Raw genomic sequence first — 15700 nt, 5'->3', positions numbered from 1 at the left:
TCTTATCCTCTGGTCACAGGGGTCAGCCCCTGACGTTGGGCGTATGCGTGGGCAAAGCTGAGTAAATCGGGATCGTCGAGCGGTGTCTCCGGCGCCTGATAGGGCAGATCCAGCAGGGCATATTTGCCCACGCCTAAGGTGTGGTAGGGGAGGAAGTGGATCTCCTGCACCGTGCCGAGGCTGGCGGCGGTGTCGGTGATGGCTTCGATCGATGCGCGGTCGGCATTGAAGCCGGGAATGAGCGGCACCCGGATCTGCATGGGCACGCCGTGCTCGGCGAGGCGTTTGAGGTTTGCGATGGGCAGCTCCACCTTGCCGCGGGTCCAGTGGAAGAAACGTTCTTTATCAACGTGTTTGAGATCCGCCAGCACCAGATCCAGTGAGGGGAGGCTTGGCTCAATCTGGTGCCAGGGCACATGGAGGCAGCTCTCGACCGCGGTGTGCAGCCCTTTGGCCTTGCAACGGGCCAGCAGGGCAGCGGTAAAGTCGGGCTGCATAAACGGCTCGCCGCCGGAGAGGGTGACGCCACCGCCGCTGCGCTCGAAGAAGGGACGATCCCGCAAGATGGTGTCCATCAGGGTGTCCAGGCTCTCCTCCCGACCGCACACCTGCAGCGCTTCGCTGGGGCAGAGGCCGCGCAGCCGTTCCACATCCTGACTGCCGAGGGCTGAGCGGACGAGCTGGACACCCTGGCTGTCACGCAAGATTGCCGGACAAGCCTGGCAGCAGAGCTGGCATCCCTCGATGCACTGGCGCCGGTCGAGTAGTATGTCCGGCTTGGGAGAGCGGCTTTCCGGGTTTTGACACCAGCGACAGGCCAGCGAGCACCCCTTGAGAAACACCAGGGTGCGAATGCCGGGGCCATCGTGAGTTGAATATCGTTGCAGGTCAAAAATCATACCGCCTCCTTTTGTATTTGCATTCTATTTGCTTTCATTCGAAAGTTGATTTGATTTCGATCAAGCTATTTGCAGATGTTTTATCGCTAGAATGGCGACATATTGAACATCCCGTTAAGGAGTTAGAGATGGAGCTGTATCTCGATACCGCCGATGTGGCGGCAGTGCGTCGCTGGTCACGGATCCTGCCGTTGGCCGGTGTCACCACCAATCCTTCCATTACCGCCGCCGGGGGATTGCCGCTCTGTGAGCTGCTGCCCGTCCTGCGCGACGTACTGGGGCCCAAGGCACGCCTGTTTGCCCAGGTGATGGCCAAAACCGAAACCGAGATGGTGCGCGAGGCGTTCGCCCTGCGTGAGCTGGACCCGGATCTGGTGATCAAGATCCCGGTATGCGCAGAGGGGCTGGCTGCCATCAAGAGCCTGACCGCCAACGGTGTGCCGACTTTGGGCACCGCTGTCTATACCCCGCTGCAGGGTTGGCTGGCGGCGGTGGCGGGGGCGGAATATGTCGCGCCCTACGTTAACCGGCTGGATGCCCAGGGTGGCGATGGCATTGCTACCGTGCAGGAGTTGCAACAGCTGCTTGTGCTGCACGCGCCGAACAGCAAGGTGCTGGCAGCGTCATTCCGCACTCCCCGTCAGGCGCTCGACTGCCTGCTGGCCGGTTGCCAATCGATCACCTTGCCGCTTGATGTGGCCGAGCAGTTGCTGAATGTGCCTGCGGTGGATGCGGCATTGGCGAAGTTTGATCAGGATTGGCAGCGCGCCTTCGGTCGCTGATCCCGGTGACAAGCTGATTGCCGTGATTGAGAGGGGGAGGGTGAAGAAGCGCGGGTGATGGGGATTGACCGACTAGACTGGAAAGAGGTGGCTACATTCGCGGGCCGCCCTGCAGTCTACCGGAGGTATCCCATGAGCGACCATCTGCTACTCCCCCATGGTGAAGATTTGCGTCGTGCGGTGCGTTGGCTCAGTGAGCATCACCAGCACGATATCTCTGCCATTGAAGAGGCCAGCCTGCGTTTTGATCTCTCGCCGTTGGATGAGGAGTTTCTGATCCGGCACTGGCTCGACAGCCAGCGCCAATCATGAAGCTCCGAGGTGAGGGATTAGAAGAAGTTGGCGAGGTTGATGCCGAACTCTTTGGGGTCGACCGTGTTTTCGATGCTCTCCTGCACCCCTGACTTGGCCAGATCCAGCCACTGTACCTCGAGGTAGTGACGCTGGGTGGCGTGATAGATCACCTTGACCACCGGCTTGAGCGGCTGCTGCTCGTTGCGCTGCATCACGATAGCCAGGCGCTGGTTTGAGAGCTGTACCAGAGTGCCCACCGGATAGACCCCCATGCACTTGATGAACTTGGTGACCAGTTCGGCATCGAAGTGCTGATTGATCCCCTTGAGCAGAATGCGGAAGGCCTGGGTCGGCTGCATACCCGCTTTGTAGACTCGATCTGCAGTGATGGCATCATAGACATCGACGATGCCGCTCATCCGGGTATAGAGGGAGAGCTGCTCCCCCTTCAGTCGTTGCGGGTAGCCGGAGCCATCGAGCCGCTCGTGGTGGTTGGCGGCCACCTCCAGCATGGTGGGGGTGATGCCCGGGGTATTGCTGAGGATCTCGTAACTGTGCACCACATGCTGGCGCATGATGGCGAACTCCTCATCGGTCAGCTTGCCCGGTTTGTGGAGCACCTCGTCCGGGGTCATGATCTTGCCCACGTCGTGCAGCAGGCCACCCAGGGTCAGCTCCTTGAGCACGCTGCGCTCCAGTCCCAGATAGCGGCCGAAGTTGGCCAGCAGAATGGCCACATTCATGGAGTGCTCCATCAGGTAGGCATCCTTGGCGCGAATACGGGCCAGACAGAGCATGGCATCGCCGTGGGTGAACATGGTGTCCACCATCTCTTCGGCGACTTCTGCCAGCGGGGTGATGTCGATGGGCTCACCCGCTTTAAGGTGGCGAATGAACTTGCCTTGCAGCTCGCGCGCTTCCTGATAGAGGCGGCGGATTTTAAGCTCCCGTCCTTCGCCGTTGGAACTGGCACGGCGCCCTACCTGGGCGCTGTTGGCATTGAGATCGGGGGAGGTAACGGCGTCACTCTCGGCACTGCCCAGCTTGCTGCGGGCCAGATCGATGCGTACCGTGAGCACCCCCTGACGCACCAGATTGGCAATTTGCGCCACGCTGGTCACCAAGCCCATCTGGGCGATCTCCATCCCACCTGTCTGGCTGGCGATAGCAATGACATACATGCCGGGTTTCAGCTGGTTGACGGGAATGACGGGATAGGATGCTTGAGACTTCATGAGGGCTTCCTGACTCTTATTATTATGAGTATCGTTCGGATGGGTCACACCGGAGAAGTGTAACATCGGATGACCAGTTCGTCATAATTGGCAACCCCTTAACAGTGGCGTTGTCGCCCCCGCCCGATATAATGACGCCCCTTTACTTGTTGGACTCCGAGGTTGTGAATGCGGCTTGATAAATTTCTGTGCGATTGTTCCGATTTGACCCGCTCGCTGGCAGGCAAACTGATCCGTCAGGGCGAGGTCATGGTGGATGGCATTGTGGTCAAGCAGCCCGCCTTTCATATCAATGAGCAGAGCCAGATCGAGTTTGACGGCGTGCTGCTGACGCTGGAGCAGCGCAACCGCTATTTCATGCTGCACAAGCCGGAAGGTTACGTCTGCTCCAACGAGGATCCGGATCACCCGACTGTCTTCTTCCTGATGGATGAACCGGCGATGGGCAAGCTGCATGTAGTGGGGCGCCTCGACCTCGATACCACGGGTCTGGTGCTGGTGACCGACGACGGTCAATGGTCCCACCGCATCACCTCGCCGCGCCACGAGTGTGCCAAGACCTATCACGTCTGGTTGGCCGATCCGGTGAGCCCGGATGCGATCGCGCTGTTCGCCGAAGGGGTCTACCTGCGTAACGAGACCGATAAAACCCGTCCTGCCCAGCTGGAAATTCTCGGCGAGTGCGAGGCCCGTCTTACCATCCACGAAGGCAAGTACCATCAGGTCAAGCGGATGTTTGCCTCCATCGGCAACAAGGTCGTTGGCTTGCATCGCGAGCGGGTGGGTGGCCTGACGCTGGATGAAGAGTTGGCACTAGGTGAATACCGCGAGCTGACCGCTGAGGAGATTGCCCTGTTCTGATCTGGGATGGTGCTGGGTGTCAGTGAGTGCTGAAACCCAGCACCAGCGCCGTGCCCAAGGTGGCAATCAGTGCACCCGCCCAGGCGGCAATGGATGGCCGCTCCCCCGAGTGCCACCACAACAGCGGCAGCAGCAGTACCGGCGTGGTAGAGGAGAGAATGGCCACCATGCCCACCTCGCCCTGCCGCAGCGCCATCAGGATCAGCGTCATCCCCAGCCCCATCGCCAGAAAACCGTTGGTGGCAATCATGGCGAGTATATGGCGATTGACCGGTTTGAGCGGCATGGCCAGCGGCAAGCGCCCCAGCCGCAGGACGCAGTGGGCCAGCAGGGCACTGCCCATCCGGATACCCGATGCACTCACCGCATCCACCTCACCACTCATCATCACCGGCTTGGCGATGATGGCTCCCACGCTCTGACACAGTGCCGCCGTCAGGCCAAGGCCAATTCCCAGCGCCAGATTGCCACGGATCTGCTCCCACTCGTTGCTGCTACTGCGTCTGCCAAACAGGATTGCCAGCATCACGCCGGCAAAGACCAGCATGGCCCCCAGCAGTCGCCAGCCCGTCAGCTGTTCATTAAAGAGCCATAGCCCAAGCAGGGCGGAAAACAGCGCATGGCAAGAGAAGAGCAGGGCACTGCGTCTTGGCCCCAACCGGTTCATGCAGGCAAACAGCGCGGTATCGCCCACGAAGATGCCGACCAGCCCCGAGATGGCGAGCAGGGGCAGGGCGCTTGCGGTGAGGGTTTGCCAGCCACCGGTGAGCAGACTCATGGTGCCGAGCATCAGGCTGACCAGAAACATGCGCCAGCGGCTGTAGGCAAATGCGCCGAGATGACGGGCCGGTTTGACCGAAATTAGCGCTGCAATTGCCCATAAACTGGCCGACGCGAGGGCCAGCCACTCATAACCCATAAAAACTCCTGAAAAAATTAACCCGAAAGACTCCATCTCCCGGGCAAGCCCGATACAATACGGGGCGTTTTCGGGGATAACAAGAGCGGCATCAGGCATTCATCAGGCGCGCCGTCGGCCTTCCCCTCCTGTAGTGGTTTTATTCGAGGTTTTGTCATGAGGTCTGGTTTCTTCCCCAAGCTGGCGCAACGCTGGCTCTCCCCGCTATTGCTTGCCGTGCTGGCTGGGCCCCTGGCCCATGCCACCACCGTTGAGCAGCAGCCTTTGCTTGCCGATCGGCAAACCCTGGTCAAGGGCAACGGTGCCGAGCCGGAGTCACTGGATCCGGCGCTGGTGCGATCCGGTTTTCCGGGGGAGGCCGTGCTGGTCGATCTGTTTGAAGGGCTTGTCAGCGAAGATGGTCAGGGGCATATCGTCCCTGCTCAGGCACAGCGCTGGGAGGTGAGTGAAGATGGGCTGGAGTGGCGATTCTTCCTGCGCCCTCAACTGAAATGGTCCAATGGCGAGCCGCTGGTGGCCGCTGATTTCGTCTATGCATGGCGCCGTCTGCTCGATCCGGCCATCAACTCCCCTTCTGCCGGATTGCTGCTGGCCACGGGGATCAACAATGCGCAATCCATCTATGCCGGCGCGCTGGAGCTCGGCAATCTGGGCATTGAAGCGCAAAGCGATCAGATCCTGAAAATCACCCTGGAGCGGCCGGCTCCCTATTTCCTGCAGCTCATCAGTCAGCGCCCCTTTGTGCCAGTCAACCAGAAGGCGATAGCCAAATTTGGCAAACAATGGACCGAGCCCGGCAAGCTGGTGAGCAATGGTGCTTACCGGCTGGCAAGCTGGACGCCAAACGAGCAGATAGAAGCCGAGCGCAATATCCACTACTGGGATGACCTTCACACCCGTATCGGACGGGTCACCTATTTGCCTATCACCTCGCAACATGCCGAACGGCTGCGCTATGAGGCTGGTGAAATACAGCTCACCAACAAGGTCTCCCTCGGCTATTACCAGAAGATGAAGCGCGAATCTCCGGAGCGGCTCTGGGGCTTGCCGCTGTTTGGCACCTATCTCTATGCGTTCAATCTGAAGCGCCCCGAACTGCAGGATGTGCGGGTGCGTCAGGCGCTCTCGATGGCGGTTGATCGGCAGCAGCTCATTGGATCGGTGAGCGGGCAGGATGAACAGGCGGCATGGTCGCTGTTGCCGGAGATGCCGGGTTACCCCCGGGTGATATTGCCTGTGGCACTTGAAGATATGCCAACCCGCCAGGCCAAAGCGGCAGCGTTGTTGTCAGCGGCCGGGTATAACAGTGCGAATCCACTCAAGCTGAGCATTACCTACAACAGCGCAGAAACCCACAAGCAGATGGCGATGGCCATTGCCGCCATGTGGCAGAAGCTGGGGGTACAGGTCACCCTCAACAGTCTGGAGTGGGGTGCCTATCAGGTGGCCAAGGATAGCGGTGATTTCCAGGTTGCCAGAAGCTTCCTGTTTGGCGATTACGTGGAGCCATCAGCCATGCTGGGCAGCTTCCGTTGTCAGGATCTGCGTAACGAGAGCGGCTACTGCAATCCCGACTTTGATCTGTTGCTGGAGCAGGCTGCCAATACGCTGGACAGCGCGAGCCGGGTTGAACTCTACCGGCATGCCGAACAGTTGCTGCTTGAGGAGGCGCCGATCCTCCCCGTGTATCATTACAATCAGATGAGACTGGTCGATCCCGCGCTGCGGGGACTGCCCAGCCAGAATTTGAAAGGGACGATTGCCACCAAGGATCTCTATTTCAGCCCGCAGTGAGGAGCATTTCATGAAACTTGCCATCATTTCCGACATACACGGCAGCATCATTGCGCTGGAGCGGGTGCTGACCCAACTTGAGCCCTGGCAGCCGGGTCACTATCTACTGCTCGGCGATCTGCTCAACCATGGCCCGCGCAATCCTCTGCCGGAGGGATATAACCCGGCCGCCGTGGCTGATCGGCTCAACGAGCTGGCTCCGCAAATCATCGCGGTGCGGGGCAATTGTGATTCCGAAGTGGATCAGATGCTGTTGCGCTTTCCCATCACAGCCCCCTACAACCAGTTGCTGGTCGATGAGCGGCGCTGGTTTGTCAGCCATGGCCATCTTTATCGCCCGGACGAGGTACAGCTACCGCCGGGTAGTCTGTTCCTGAGCGGCCACACCCATGTGCCTGTGCTGGAGTGGCAGGGGGAACGGATCTTGATGAACCCGGGATCGATTTGTTTCCCGCGCGGCGAGTTGCCTGCCAGTTACGGGAGCTATGAGGGCGGGGTACTGCGCGTCAATGCGTGTGAGGACGGGCGAGAGTTGTTGCGACTGGTGCTTTAAAACGGACAGTAAAAATGCAAGGCCTGATAAGAGATGTCAGGCCTTGATACCGTAGGAGCGGGTGCCAGAGCGAGTGTTGCCCTTGGCGTCATAGGTCAGGCTGTTGCGATCGCGCAGCTGACTCAGAAAGGTTGCCAGACGACGGTTTGATACGATGCTCAATTCAAGCAAGCGACCGTTGATATCATTTTGTGCCTGGCAAGCATCCAGTTTTGCACGAAGCTGCGCCATCTCGTCGGGATAGGCTGCCAGCTGCAGTGCCAGTTCCGGTATCTCTGCCAGTGTCTTGTCCAGAGTTTCTATCGCAGCAAGCATCTGCTGTTTGCGCTCGGTCAGTGCGGGCAGGGCCAGTGCCTGATGCTGTTCGAGCAAGCTGAACTCCTCTTCCAGAATGCCTTGCATCTGGCTGAGGTAATCATCTTGGGTGTGCAGTAACGAAGGTAAGTCCATCATCCCAGAACTTTGTCCAGATTGGCCTCAAAACTGAACATCTTCTTGGCCACAGCGTCGCTGTTAACCTGATATTCGCCACTCGCGACGGCTTTTTTCAGCCGTTCGACCTTGCTCTCATTGCCGGTCGAGGCGGTATTGAGGTTTTGTTGCATCTTTTGCAATTGTTGCGCCTCACTGGTCAAGGAGACGGAGTCCAGCTTGACAGTAGCCGCTTTGTTTTCGGGCGATGAGGTGACTGACTTGCTGCCTGTCCCCTGGCTATTAGCGGTATTTTGCAACCGATTATTCGCCAAGTTGTTGATATTGTTGATGGCCATTTTAGTTACCTTCGTCTGCTTTAAGGTTTGCTTACCTGTTTATCGGTGCGGCAGATCAAAACTTTAGAAAAAAGTTGTCAAGGATCCGGATTTAAAAAGTGACCGATACGGCACCTACCGCACTGACTTTACCCTCAACGGTTTTGCCGGAGCGAATATTGACGAGTTTGATGATCTCTCCGAAGCTGCCATCTTGCAAGGCTCGGGCCATGGTTTTGATCTGGAAGTTGCTATTTTCTGCCGTCAGGGTGACCTGATCCCCTTTGCACACGACACAAACCTGGCTCAAACGGATGGGTTGCCCCGGTTTTAGCTCCCGCTTGCTGCGTACTCCGATAAGAGGGGCGGTGTCAGTTAGGTAGTCGCCGCGGATGAGGGTCTGATCTTGATAGGCCAACACCAGCTGGCTTTCACTCAGCAGGTCCCCCTTGGCGATGGGGTTGGTCACAGTGACATAGGGCTTTTGAATGCTGACCCGCACCGGGAGATAGACGTCCCAGGGCCTCTCTGCCTCACATTTAAGGTAAACTGTTGTATTACGGCGAATTTCCATTTTTGCTGGTAAGCTGATAGTGAGCAGATCTTCGCAGCGGGTCAGTGGGAGCCGTTCATCCAGCGTGGCAGAGGTGACCTCAGCTCTGGCATCCAACGGAATATCCAGCTGGCTGTAAACGAACTCTTGTGCCTTTTCTTGCAGATAAGTAGTGACGTCCGAGGCGTAGCTGGAAGATATGCTGCCAAAAAAGAGGCTGATGAGTAAAAGTCGGTTAATCATTTTCGCTCGTTGGTCGATAAGTTGTTCACGCATATCACCATATTTAACTATGATTGCTTCAGAATCTGTTCGTTGTCACATCGATAGTCTGACGCAATCCATCACGCATGCATGATTAATGCCAAGCGTTTTTAGGGAGTGTTTATGGCCAGTATCCTGGACTCGGTCAACCAACGTACCCAGCTAGTGGGGCAAAACCGGCTGGAGTTGTTGTTGTTTCGTCTCAATGGACGTCAAAGATTTGGCATCAACGTATTCAAAGTGCGTGAAGTGTTGCAGTGTCCCCCCTTGACCGTGATGCCCAAATTGAACTCCTGCATTCGCGGAGTGGCTCATATTCGTGGCCAGACTATCTCGGTCATCGACCTCAGCATGGCGGTTGGTAAACGCCCGATTGATGATCTGAGTAAATGCTTCATTATCATCTCCGAGTACAACCGCTCTATTCAGGGTTTTCTGGTGCATTCGGTCGAGCGCATCATCAATATGAACTGGGAATCCATCCTGCCTCCGCCTAAAGGTGCGGGTCGCATCAACTACATGACAGCCGTGACTGAAGTCGATGGCGAGTTGGTCGAAATCCTTGATGTTGAGCGGATATTGAACGAAATTTCGCCGGTTGCAACGGATGTGAGTGAGGAGCTGGTCCAGGCCAGTGTCGACCATCCGACTCTGGGGCGTCCTGTTCTTGTTGCGGATGACTCCTCAGTGGCACGCAAACAGGTACAACGTGCGCTTGAGGCTATCGGTGTCGAGTGCGTGTTGGCAAAAGATGGCCGCGAAGCATTGAACATGCTGCTGGAAATGACCAAAAATGGTCCTATCAAGGATCAGGTTGCGCTGGTTATTTCGGATATCGAAATGCCGGAAATGGATGGCTATACCTTCACTGCCGAGATCCGGAATAATCCCAATCTCAAGGATTTGCATGTTATTCTGCATACCTCGCTCAGTGGAGTATTCAACCAGGCAATGGTGCAGAAAGTTGGTGCGAACAATTTTATCGCCAAGTTCCAGCCTGATGAATTGGCCAAGGCCGTACAAAACGCACTCTAATAAAGAAGAACAGCTGCATGAAGACACTTTCGGACGACTTATACAAACAGTTCAGCAACTTTCTGGCGGTACAGAGCGGAATTGTGCTGGGGGATAACAAACAGTATCTGGTGAAGAGCCGTCTTTCACCTTTGATGGCTCAGTTTGGCATCGAGAGTCTGTCTGATCTGGTTACCCGTGCAATGAGTGTGCGAGAGCGTGACCTGAAAATGGCCGTGGTGGATGCCATGACGACCAACGAGACCCTCTGGTTTCGTGATACCTATCCGTTTCAGCTTCTTACCGACAAGATTTTCCCCGAGTTGGGGAAAAGTGGCCGCCCCATCAAGATCTGGTCGGCTGCATCCTCGTCAGGTCAGGAGCCCTATTCCATTGCCATGACGGCACTGGAGCAGCAGATGAAAAAGCCGGGGACCTTGCCTGGTGGCGTGCAGATTGTCGGGACGGATATTTCGACGACCATGCTCAATCAGTGTAAGGAAGGCGTTTACGATAGCCTTGCTCTGGCCCGCGGTTTGTCACCGGAGCGCAAGAAGATGTTTTTTGAGCCTTACGGTGACAACAAGATGCGGGTTGCCGAGCGAGTCAGAAAATTGACCACCTTCCGGCCACTCAACTTGCTGGAGAGTTATAGTCTGCTCGGCAAGTTTGACATTATCTTTTGCCGTAACGTGCTCATCTATTTTGCGCCGGAAGTGAAGTCGAAGATCCTCAACCAGTTTGCAGCCAGTCTCAATCCCGGTGGATATCTGATGCTGGGAGCGTCGGAGTCACTGGCCGGGTTGACCGATCGGTTTGAGATGATCCGCTGCAATCCGGGGATTGTCTACAAGGTCAAATAGGCCTGATGGCCATGATATTCGAGGTTTTACCGGATATAACCAGTTCATGTAAAGAGGGAAGCAGCGAGCTTCCCTCTGTCTTTATCTACAGCTCAGTCTTTCTATTTACCTACCATATCTCGCCATCGCAAAAGTGGTTGAAGCCTTAAGGTGGCCAAATGATGCCGTCTGACTCAATGCGCGAGATGCTCCTGCCGTTTTCGGTCTGAAATGTGCTCATACCCAAACCATCGAACTGAGAGATTTGCTTATGGCACACCTCTTGCAAACAAAATATACCAAGCAGGAGGTGTGCTATGGCTCTTTCATTTGACAAGGCATTCGGTGTGCATCAACACACCATAAGCGTTCGCGCCAAGCGTGCAGAGGTGCTTTCCAGCAATATTGCCAACGCAGATACCCCGGGCTTCAAAGCCAGGGATATCAATTTTGCTCAGGCATTGCAGGAGGCCCAGTCGCATCAGGGGTTTGGTTTGGCAACGACCAGCGAAAAGCACTTTGCCTTGAATATGGACGCTCCGGGTACCGTGCAATATCGCAACCCGCTGCAACCGGATACCGGTGACGGCAATACAGTCGATGTGCAGCAGGAGCGCAGCGAATTTCTGCGCAATAGCCTCGAGTATCAAACCTCCCTTGAATTTATGAATAGCAAGATCAGTGGCCTGCTCAAGGCCCTGAAAGGAGAGCAGTGATGAGTTTGTTCAAGGTCTTTGACATAGCAGGCTCGGCTATGAGTGCACAGTCAGTGCGCCTCAACACAGTTGCCAGCAACATGGCCAACGCGGACAGCGTCAGCTCCAGTGTGGAAAATACTTACCACGCCAGGCGGCCAGTCTTTGCCGCCCAGCTCGATCAGGCGATGTCTGACAAGCAGGGCTCGGTCGGGGTTGAGGTGAAGGGGATTGTCGAGAGCAAAGCGCCACTGCTCAAGGAGTACAACCCCAACCACCCGATAGCGGACAAAGACGGTTTTATCTTCAAGCCAAACGTCAACATGGTTGAAGAGATGGCCGACATGATCAACGCCTCGCGCAGCTACCAGACCAACGTACAGGTTGCTGATTCGGCCAAGAAGATGCTGCAGCAGACGCTCCAGCTTGGCAAGTCCTGATAGGAGGGATGCAGCATGGTCGATACAACCAATAATGTGAACGGCATCAGCCGTACCACGACCCAGACGACAGGCAGCACAACGGCGCCGAAGAAAGAGCTGGATCAGGCTTCATTTATGAAGCTGCTAACAATGCAATTATCGTATCAAGACCCCTTCAAGCCTGTCGACAATGCCCAGATGCTTTCCCAAATGGCGTCCATGTCAACTTCGGAGGGGATCAGTAGTTTGTCTACCCAGATGGGGAAACTCAATGACCAGATGATTTCCAGTCAAGCCCTGCAAGCATCCTCTTTGGTAGGTCAAAATGTGCTACTGCCAAGCAATATAAGCTATTTAGACAAAGAGGGGCCACTATCAGCAGTCGTAGCGGTTGGTACTACTAATAAATATGCGAATATCAAAATCACTATCGAAGACGAAAAAGGACAAGTTATCAAAGAGTTTCCTCTGGAAGGAGAGCAAAAAGGTAACGTTGAAGTTGCTTGGGATGGTACAGACAAGGCTGGTAACCGAGTTTCTGCAGGCAAGTATGTCGTCAAAGCTAGCGGTACTCTTGATGGCAAGTCGGAAAATATTGCTTCATACGCTTATGCAAAAGTGGATAGCGTTGCCTTGGGCAATGCAACTAACCCGACTCGCCTCAACTTGAGAGGGCTGGGGAGCGAATATCTGAACAATATTCTGCAAATTTCAGGCACCAATTCAAATCCGACGGTTGCACCGTCAAAAACCACGTCGACAGCATCGATCTAAGGAGCTGGATATGTCATTTAACAATGCCTTGAGCGGTGTCAACGCGGCACAAAAAGACTTGAACGTCACCGCCAACAACATTGCCAACGTTAACACCATGGGCTTTAAAGAGTCCCGTGCCGAGTTTGCGGATGTCTACGCCAACTCCATCTTTGTCAATGCCAAGACCCAGGTCGGTAATGGTGTGGCGACTGGCGCGGTTGCCCAGCAGTTCCACCAGGGGGCGCTGCAATTTACCAATAACGCACTGGACTTGGCGATTCAGGGGAATGGCTTCTTTGTGACCTCCGATGGATTGACCAACCTGGATCGCACCTATACCCGTGCCGGCGCCTTCAAGCTCAATGAAAACAGCTATATGGTCAATAATCAGGGCCATTACCTGCAAGGCTATGAAATTAATCCTGATGGTACGCCCAAGGCAGTCAGTATTAATGCGACCAAGCCTATTCAAATACCTGATAGGGCTGGTGAGCCTAAAATGACTTCATTGGTGGAGGCAAGTTTTAACTTGAGTATTGATAGTAAAACAAAGCCTACTTTGCCCGCTAATTTTGATCGTACTAACTCGTCAACATATGCTCATTCAACATCTGTGACTATTTATGATTCGCTTGGCGCTCCCCATACAATCACGAAGTATTTTGTCCGCCATGAAGATCCGGCCAATGCGGGGCAGCCTCTGAACCCGGGAACTTGGAGTATGTTCATGTATGAAGGGGACAAGCCTATAAATATTAATGGTGGTACGGCGAGTCCAGGAGCAGGTATTCCCACTGGTCTGCAGATGACATTTACTCCTTCGGGTAAGCTGGATACAACAATACCGGTTGCACCTATCAAGACTGTTGCGTTGGGCAATGGCGCTGGTGGTGCAGGGATTATCAACAATGGTGCAGATCCGACCCAGACGTTGGAAATTCGTCTTGGGACTGTTACCCAATACAACTCACCTTTTGAAGTCAACAAATTGACTCAGGATGGTGCGACAGTAGGCCGTCTAACAAAGGTTGAAATTACGCCGGACGGTGTTGTGTCTGCCACGTACAGTAATGCTACGACGTTAAAAGTGGCTATGGTTGCGCTGGCCAAGTTTGCGAACTCGCAAGGATTGACTCAGGTTGGTGATACATCCTGGCGGCAGTCCCTGCTCTCAGGGGATGCATTGCCTGGTACTCCTAATTCAGGTACGTTTGGTAGCATAAAATCTTCAGCGCTGGAGCAGTCCAACGTGGATTTGACCTCGGAGCTAGTGGACTTGATCACTGCCCAGCGTAACTTCCAGGCCAACTCCCGTTCTCTGGAGGTCAACAGTTCGCTGCAGCAGACCATCCTGCAGATCCGTTAATTGCGCAATACATGATAATGAGAGGGGGCTTGGCCCCCTCTCTGTTTCTGTCTCATTCCCATCCTACTTCTCCCCCCCATATTTCTGCTGTTGGCACTCTAATTGCATTTCTCCTGTCAGAGTCATCTGTTTGACGGAGAATTCCATGGATCACCTGCTTTATATCGCCATGTCCGGGGCTAAAGAGACCATGAACAGCTTGGCTGTTCGCGGCAACAACCTCGCCAATGCCAATACCACCGGCTTCAAGTCCGATTTTGAGCAGGCCAGAAGCATGCAGGCGTTCGGAGAGGGCTTGCCAAGCCGGGTGTTTGCCATGGCTGAGCGCCCGGGTCAGAACCTGCAGCATGGCATGCTGATGACCACCGGACGGGATCTGGACGTGGCGGTGGATGGGCCGGGCTGGATTGCCGTGCAGGATCCAAAGGGCGGCGAGGCCTATACCCGCATGGGGAATTTGCAGGTCAATGCGACCGGCAACTTGCAGACCTCGACCGGCCTGAATGTAGTGGATGACGGTGGTCAGCCAATCGTGTTGCCGATGCCGATGGAGAAACTCGAGATTAATCGGGATGGCACCATCAGCGGTCGACCGGAAGGGGCAGCCGCCAACTTGCCGGAAGATTTTCAGCGGATCAAGCTGGTCAACCCGGCCGCCGATGCGGTGGAGAAGGGCCAAGATGGTCTGTTTCGCCGCAAAGATGGCCAGAATGAACCCGCCTCTGCCAATGTCGGCCTGATTGCCGGCTCCCTTGAGGGGAGCAACGTCAATGTGGTGGATGAGATGACCAACCTGATCCGGCTGCAACGCCAGTTCGAAACCCAGGTCAAAATCATGAAGACGGCCGAAGAGAATGATGAAGCTCAAACCCAACTGCTGCGAATCAGCTAATCAAGGAGTTACCTATGAATCCCGCACTCTGGATCAGCAAGACCGGGTTGGATGCACAGCAGACCAATATTTCGGTCACTTCGAACAACCTGGCGAACGCCAGCACCGTGGGCTTCAAAAAGTCACGGGCCATCTTTGAAGATCTGCTGTATCAAAACATCAACCAGCCCGGTGGCCGCTCCTCTGCCGATACCGAGCTCCCCTCCGGCCTGATGCTGGGGGCGGGTGCCAAGGTGGTGGCGACCCAGAAAAACCACAGCCAGGGCAACGTGCAAACCACCGACAACTCGCTGGACCTGATGATCAGTGGTCGTGGTTACTTTGAAATTCAGCTGCCGGATGGTAGTGCGGCCTATACCCGCAACGGTCAGTTCACCCTCAACGATGAAGGGACCATAGTGACCCCGGGTAATGGCTACCCGCTGCAACCGGAAATCCAGATCCCGGAAAACGCCCAGAGCGTTACGGTGGGTGAAGATGGTCAGGTCTCGGTGCAGCTCAAGGGTGATGGCGCTTCTCAGGTCGTCGGTCAGATCAACATCTCCGACTTCGTCAACGCCAGCGGCTTGCAGCCGATGGGGGAGAACATGTTTGTCGAGACCCAATCCAGTGGTGCTGCCGCTCAGGGGACTGCCGGTGCCGATGGCTTGGGGGTGATCAAGCAGGGGATGCTGGAGACTTCCAACGTCAACGTGACCGAAGAGCTGGTGAACCTCATTCAGGCTCAGCGGGTCTACGAGATGAACTCCAAGGTGCTCTCCGCCGTGGACGGCATGATGTCCTTCCTGATCCAGCGTACCTAATTAGGAG

The 15700-nt window shown here is 55.5% G+C and carries 19 protein-coding genes; 13 read left to right on the top strand and 6 right to left on the bottom strand.

The annotated features are described in order from the left end of the window. Positions 1–2: 2 nt before the first annotated feature. Complete coding sequence (locus ACTG27_RS09095) at positions 3–899, bottom strand: glycyl-radical enzyme activating protein (protein ID WP_439979525.1); 897 nt, start codon at positions 897–899, stop codon at positions 3–5. Positions 900–1027: 128 nt separating this feature from the next. On the opposite strand from ACTG27_RS09095, the gene fsa reads away from it, so the two are divergent. Both fsa and ACTG27_RS09085 read left to right on the top strand, forming a co-directional pair. Then, the gene (gene fsa / locus ACTG27_RS09090) at positions 1028–1681 is read left to right on the top strand and encodes a fructose-6-phosphate aldolase (RefSeq protein WP_439979524.1); all 654 of its coding nucleotides are present in this window, start codon (positions 1028–1030) and stop codon (positions 1679–1681) included. A 132-nt stretch (positions 1682–1813) separates the two neighbouring features. After that, positions 1814–1993 carry a hypothetical protein gene (locus ACTG27_RS09085; RefSeq protein WP_043823310.1) on the top strand — a complete coding sequence of 60 codons (180 nt, stop codon included), beginning with the start codon at positions 1814–1816 and terminating at the stop codon, positions 1991–1993. A gap of 17 nt (positions 1994–2010) precedes the next feature. On the opposite strand, the gene ACTG27_RS09080 is transcribed toward ACTG27_RS09085, so the two are convergent. Then, positions 2011–3210, bottom strand: coding sequence for an HD-GYP domain-containing protein (locus tag ACTG27_RS09080; RefSeq protein ID WP_439979523.1), 1200 nt, complete (start codon positions 3208–3210; stop codon positions 2011–2013). Positions 3211–3378: 168 nt separating this feature from the next. Between ACTG27_RS09080 and rsuA the strand changes: the two genes are divergently transcribed. Next, positions 3379–4071 carry a 16S rRNA pseudouridine(516) synthase RsuA gene (gene rsuA, locus ACTG27_RS09075; RefSeq protein WP_236282296.1) on the top strand — a complete coding sequence of 231 codons (693 nt, stop codon included), beginning with the start codon at positions 3379–3381 and terminating at the stop codon, positions 4069–4071. Between the two features lie 19 nt (positions 4072–4090). On the opposite strand, the gene ACTG27_RS09070 is transcribed toward rsuA, so the two are convergent. After that, positions 4091–4990, bottom strand: coding sequence for a DMT family transporter (locus ACTG27_RS09070; RefSeq protein ID WP_005350643.1), 900 nt, complete (start codon positions 4988–4990; stop codon positions 4091–4093). A 156-nt stretch (positions 4991–5146) separates the two neighbouring features. On the opposite strand from ACTG27_RS09070, the gene ACTG27_RS09065 reads away from it, so the two are divergent. Together ACTG27_RS09065 and yfcE are read left to right on the top strand one after the other, a co-directional pair. Then, the gene (locus ACTG27_RS09065; protein WP_236282292.1) at positions 5147–6784 is read left to right on the top strand and encodes a peptide ABC transporter substrate-binding protein; all 1638 of its coding nucleotides are present in this window, start codon (positions 5147–5149) and stop codon (positions 6782–6784) included. A gap of 10 nt (positions 6785–6794) precedes the next feature. After that, entirely contained in the window at positions 6795–7337 is a 543-nt protein-coding gene (gene yfcE, locus ACTG27_RS09060; protein WP_439979522.1) for a phosphodiesterase, read from the top strand. A 36-nt stretch (positions 7338–7373) separates the two neighbouring features. Here the strand turns inward: yfcE and ACTG27_RS09055 are convergent, their stop codons facing one another. From ACTG27_RS09055 to flgA, 3 genes are all read right to left on the bottom strand, one after another. Beyond that, entirely contained in the window at positions 7374–7790 is a 417-nt protein-coding gene (locus ACTG27_RS09055; protein ID WP_268011325.1) for a flagella synthesis protein FlgN, read from the bottom strand. Then, positions 7787–8107 carry a flagellar biosynthesis anti-sigma factor FlgM gene (gene flgM / locus ACTG27_RS09050; protein ID WP_005334177.1) on the bottom strand — a complete coding sequence of 107 codons (321 nt, stop codon included), beginning with the start codon at positions 8105–8107 and terminating at the stop codon, positions 7787–7789. The genes ACTG27_RS09055 and flgM overlap by 4 nt, the downstream gene beginning before the upstream one ends. Positions 8108–8198: 91 nt before the next feature. Then, entirely contained in the window at positions 8199–8882 is a 684-nt protein-coding gene (flgA, locus tag ACTG27_RS09045) for a flagellar basal body P-ring formation chaperone FlgA (RefSeq protein ID WP_268011342.1), read from the bottom strand. A 144-nt stretch (positions 8883–9026) separates the two neighbouring features. On the opposite strand from flgA, the gene ACTG27_RS09040 reads away from it, so the two are divergent. The 8 genes from ACTG27_RS09040 (at position 9027) to flgG (ending at position 15693) form a co-directional block, all read left to right on the top strand. Beyond that, positions 9027–9938, top strand: a complete 912-nt coding sequence (locus ACTG27_RS09040) for a chemotaxis protein CheV (RefSeq protein WP_005334174.1) — start codon at positions 9027–9029, stop codon at positions 9936–9938. A 17-nt stretch (positions 9939–9955) separates the two neighbouring features. Continuing rightward, a complete protein-coding gene (locus ACTG27_RS09035; RefSeq protein ID WP_005350656.1) occupies positions 9956–10780 on the top strand; it encodes a CheR family methyltransferase in 825 nt (274 codons plus the stop codon). Positions 10781–11076: 296 nt separating this feature from the next. After that, on the top strand, positions 11077–11475 hold the full coding sequence (gene flgB / locus ACTG27_RS09030) for a flagellar basal body rod protein FlgB (protein ID WP_005334169.1): 399 nt from the start codon (positions 11077–11079) through the stop codon (positions 11473–11475). Then, positions 11475–11894 carry a flagellar basal body rod protein FlgC gene (gene flgC / locus ACTG27_RS09025; RefSeq protein ID WP_279464681.1) on the top strand — a complete coding sequence of 140 codons (420 nt, stop codon included), beginning with the start codon at positions 11475–11477 and terminating at the stop codon, positions 11892–11894. The genes flgB and flgC overlap by 1 nt, the downstream gene beginning before the upstream one ends. Before the next feature lie 15 nt (positions 11895–11909). Beyond that, positions 11910–12650 carry a flagellar hook assembly protein FlgD gene (locus tag ACTG27_RS09020; protein WP_368152102.1) on the top strand — a complete coding sequence of 247 codons (741 nt, stop codon included), beginning with the start codon at positions 11910–11912 and terminating at the stop codon, positions 12648–12650. 10 nt (positions 12651–12660) lie between these two features. Further along, entirely contained in the window at positions 12661–13998 is a 1338-nt protein-coding gene (gene flgE, locus ACTG27_RS09015; protein ID WP_021231059.1) for a flagellar hook protein FlgE, read from the top strand. 145 nt (positions 13999–14143) lie between these two features. Next, entirely contained in the window at positions 14144–14890 is a 747-nt protein-coding gene (gene flgF / locus ACTG27_RS09010; protein ID WP_005334159.1) for a flagellar basal-body rod protein FlgF, read from the top strand. Between the two features lie 14 nt (positions 14891–14904). After that, positions 14905–15693 (top strand): flagellar basal-body rod protein FlgG, encoded by a 789-nt coding sequence (gene flgG, locus ACTG27_RS09005; RefSeq protein WP_005334158.1) that lies wholly within the window; start codon positions 14905–14907, stop codon positions 15691–15693. Positions 15694–15700 lie beyond the last annotated feature (7 nt).

Source organism: Aeromonas sp. 97A, from assembly GCF_051919185.1.
Lineage (GTDB): Bacteria > Pseudomonadota > Gammaproteobacteria > Enterobacterales > Aeromonadaceae > Aeromonas > Aeromonas veronii.
This window is presented reverse-complemented; position numbering and strand designations above follow the sequence as displayed.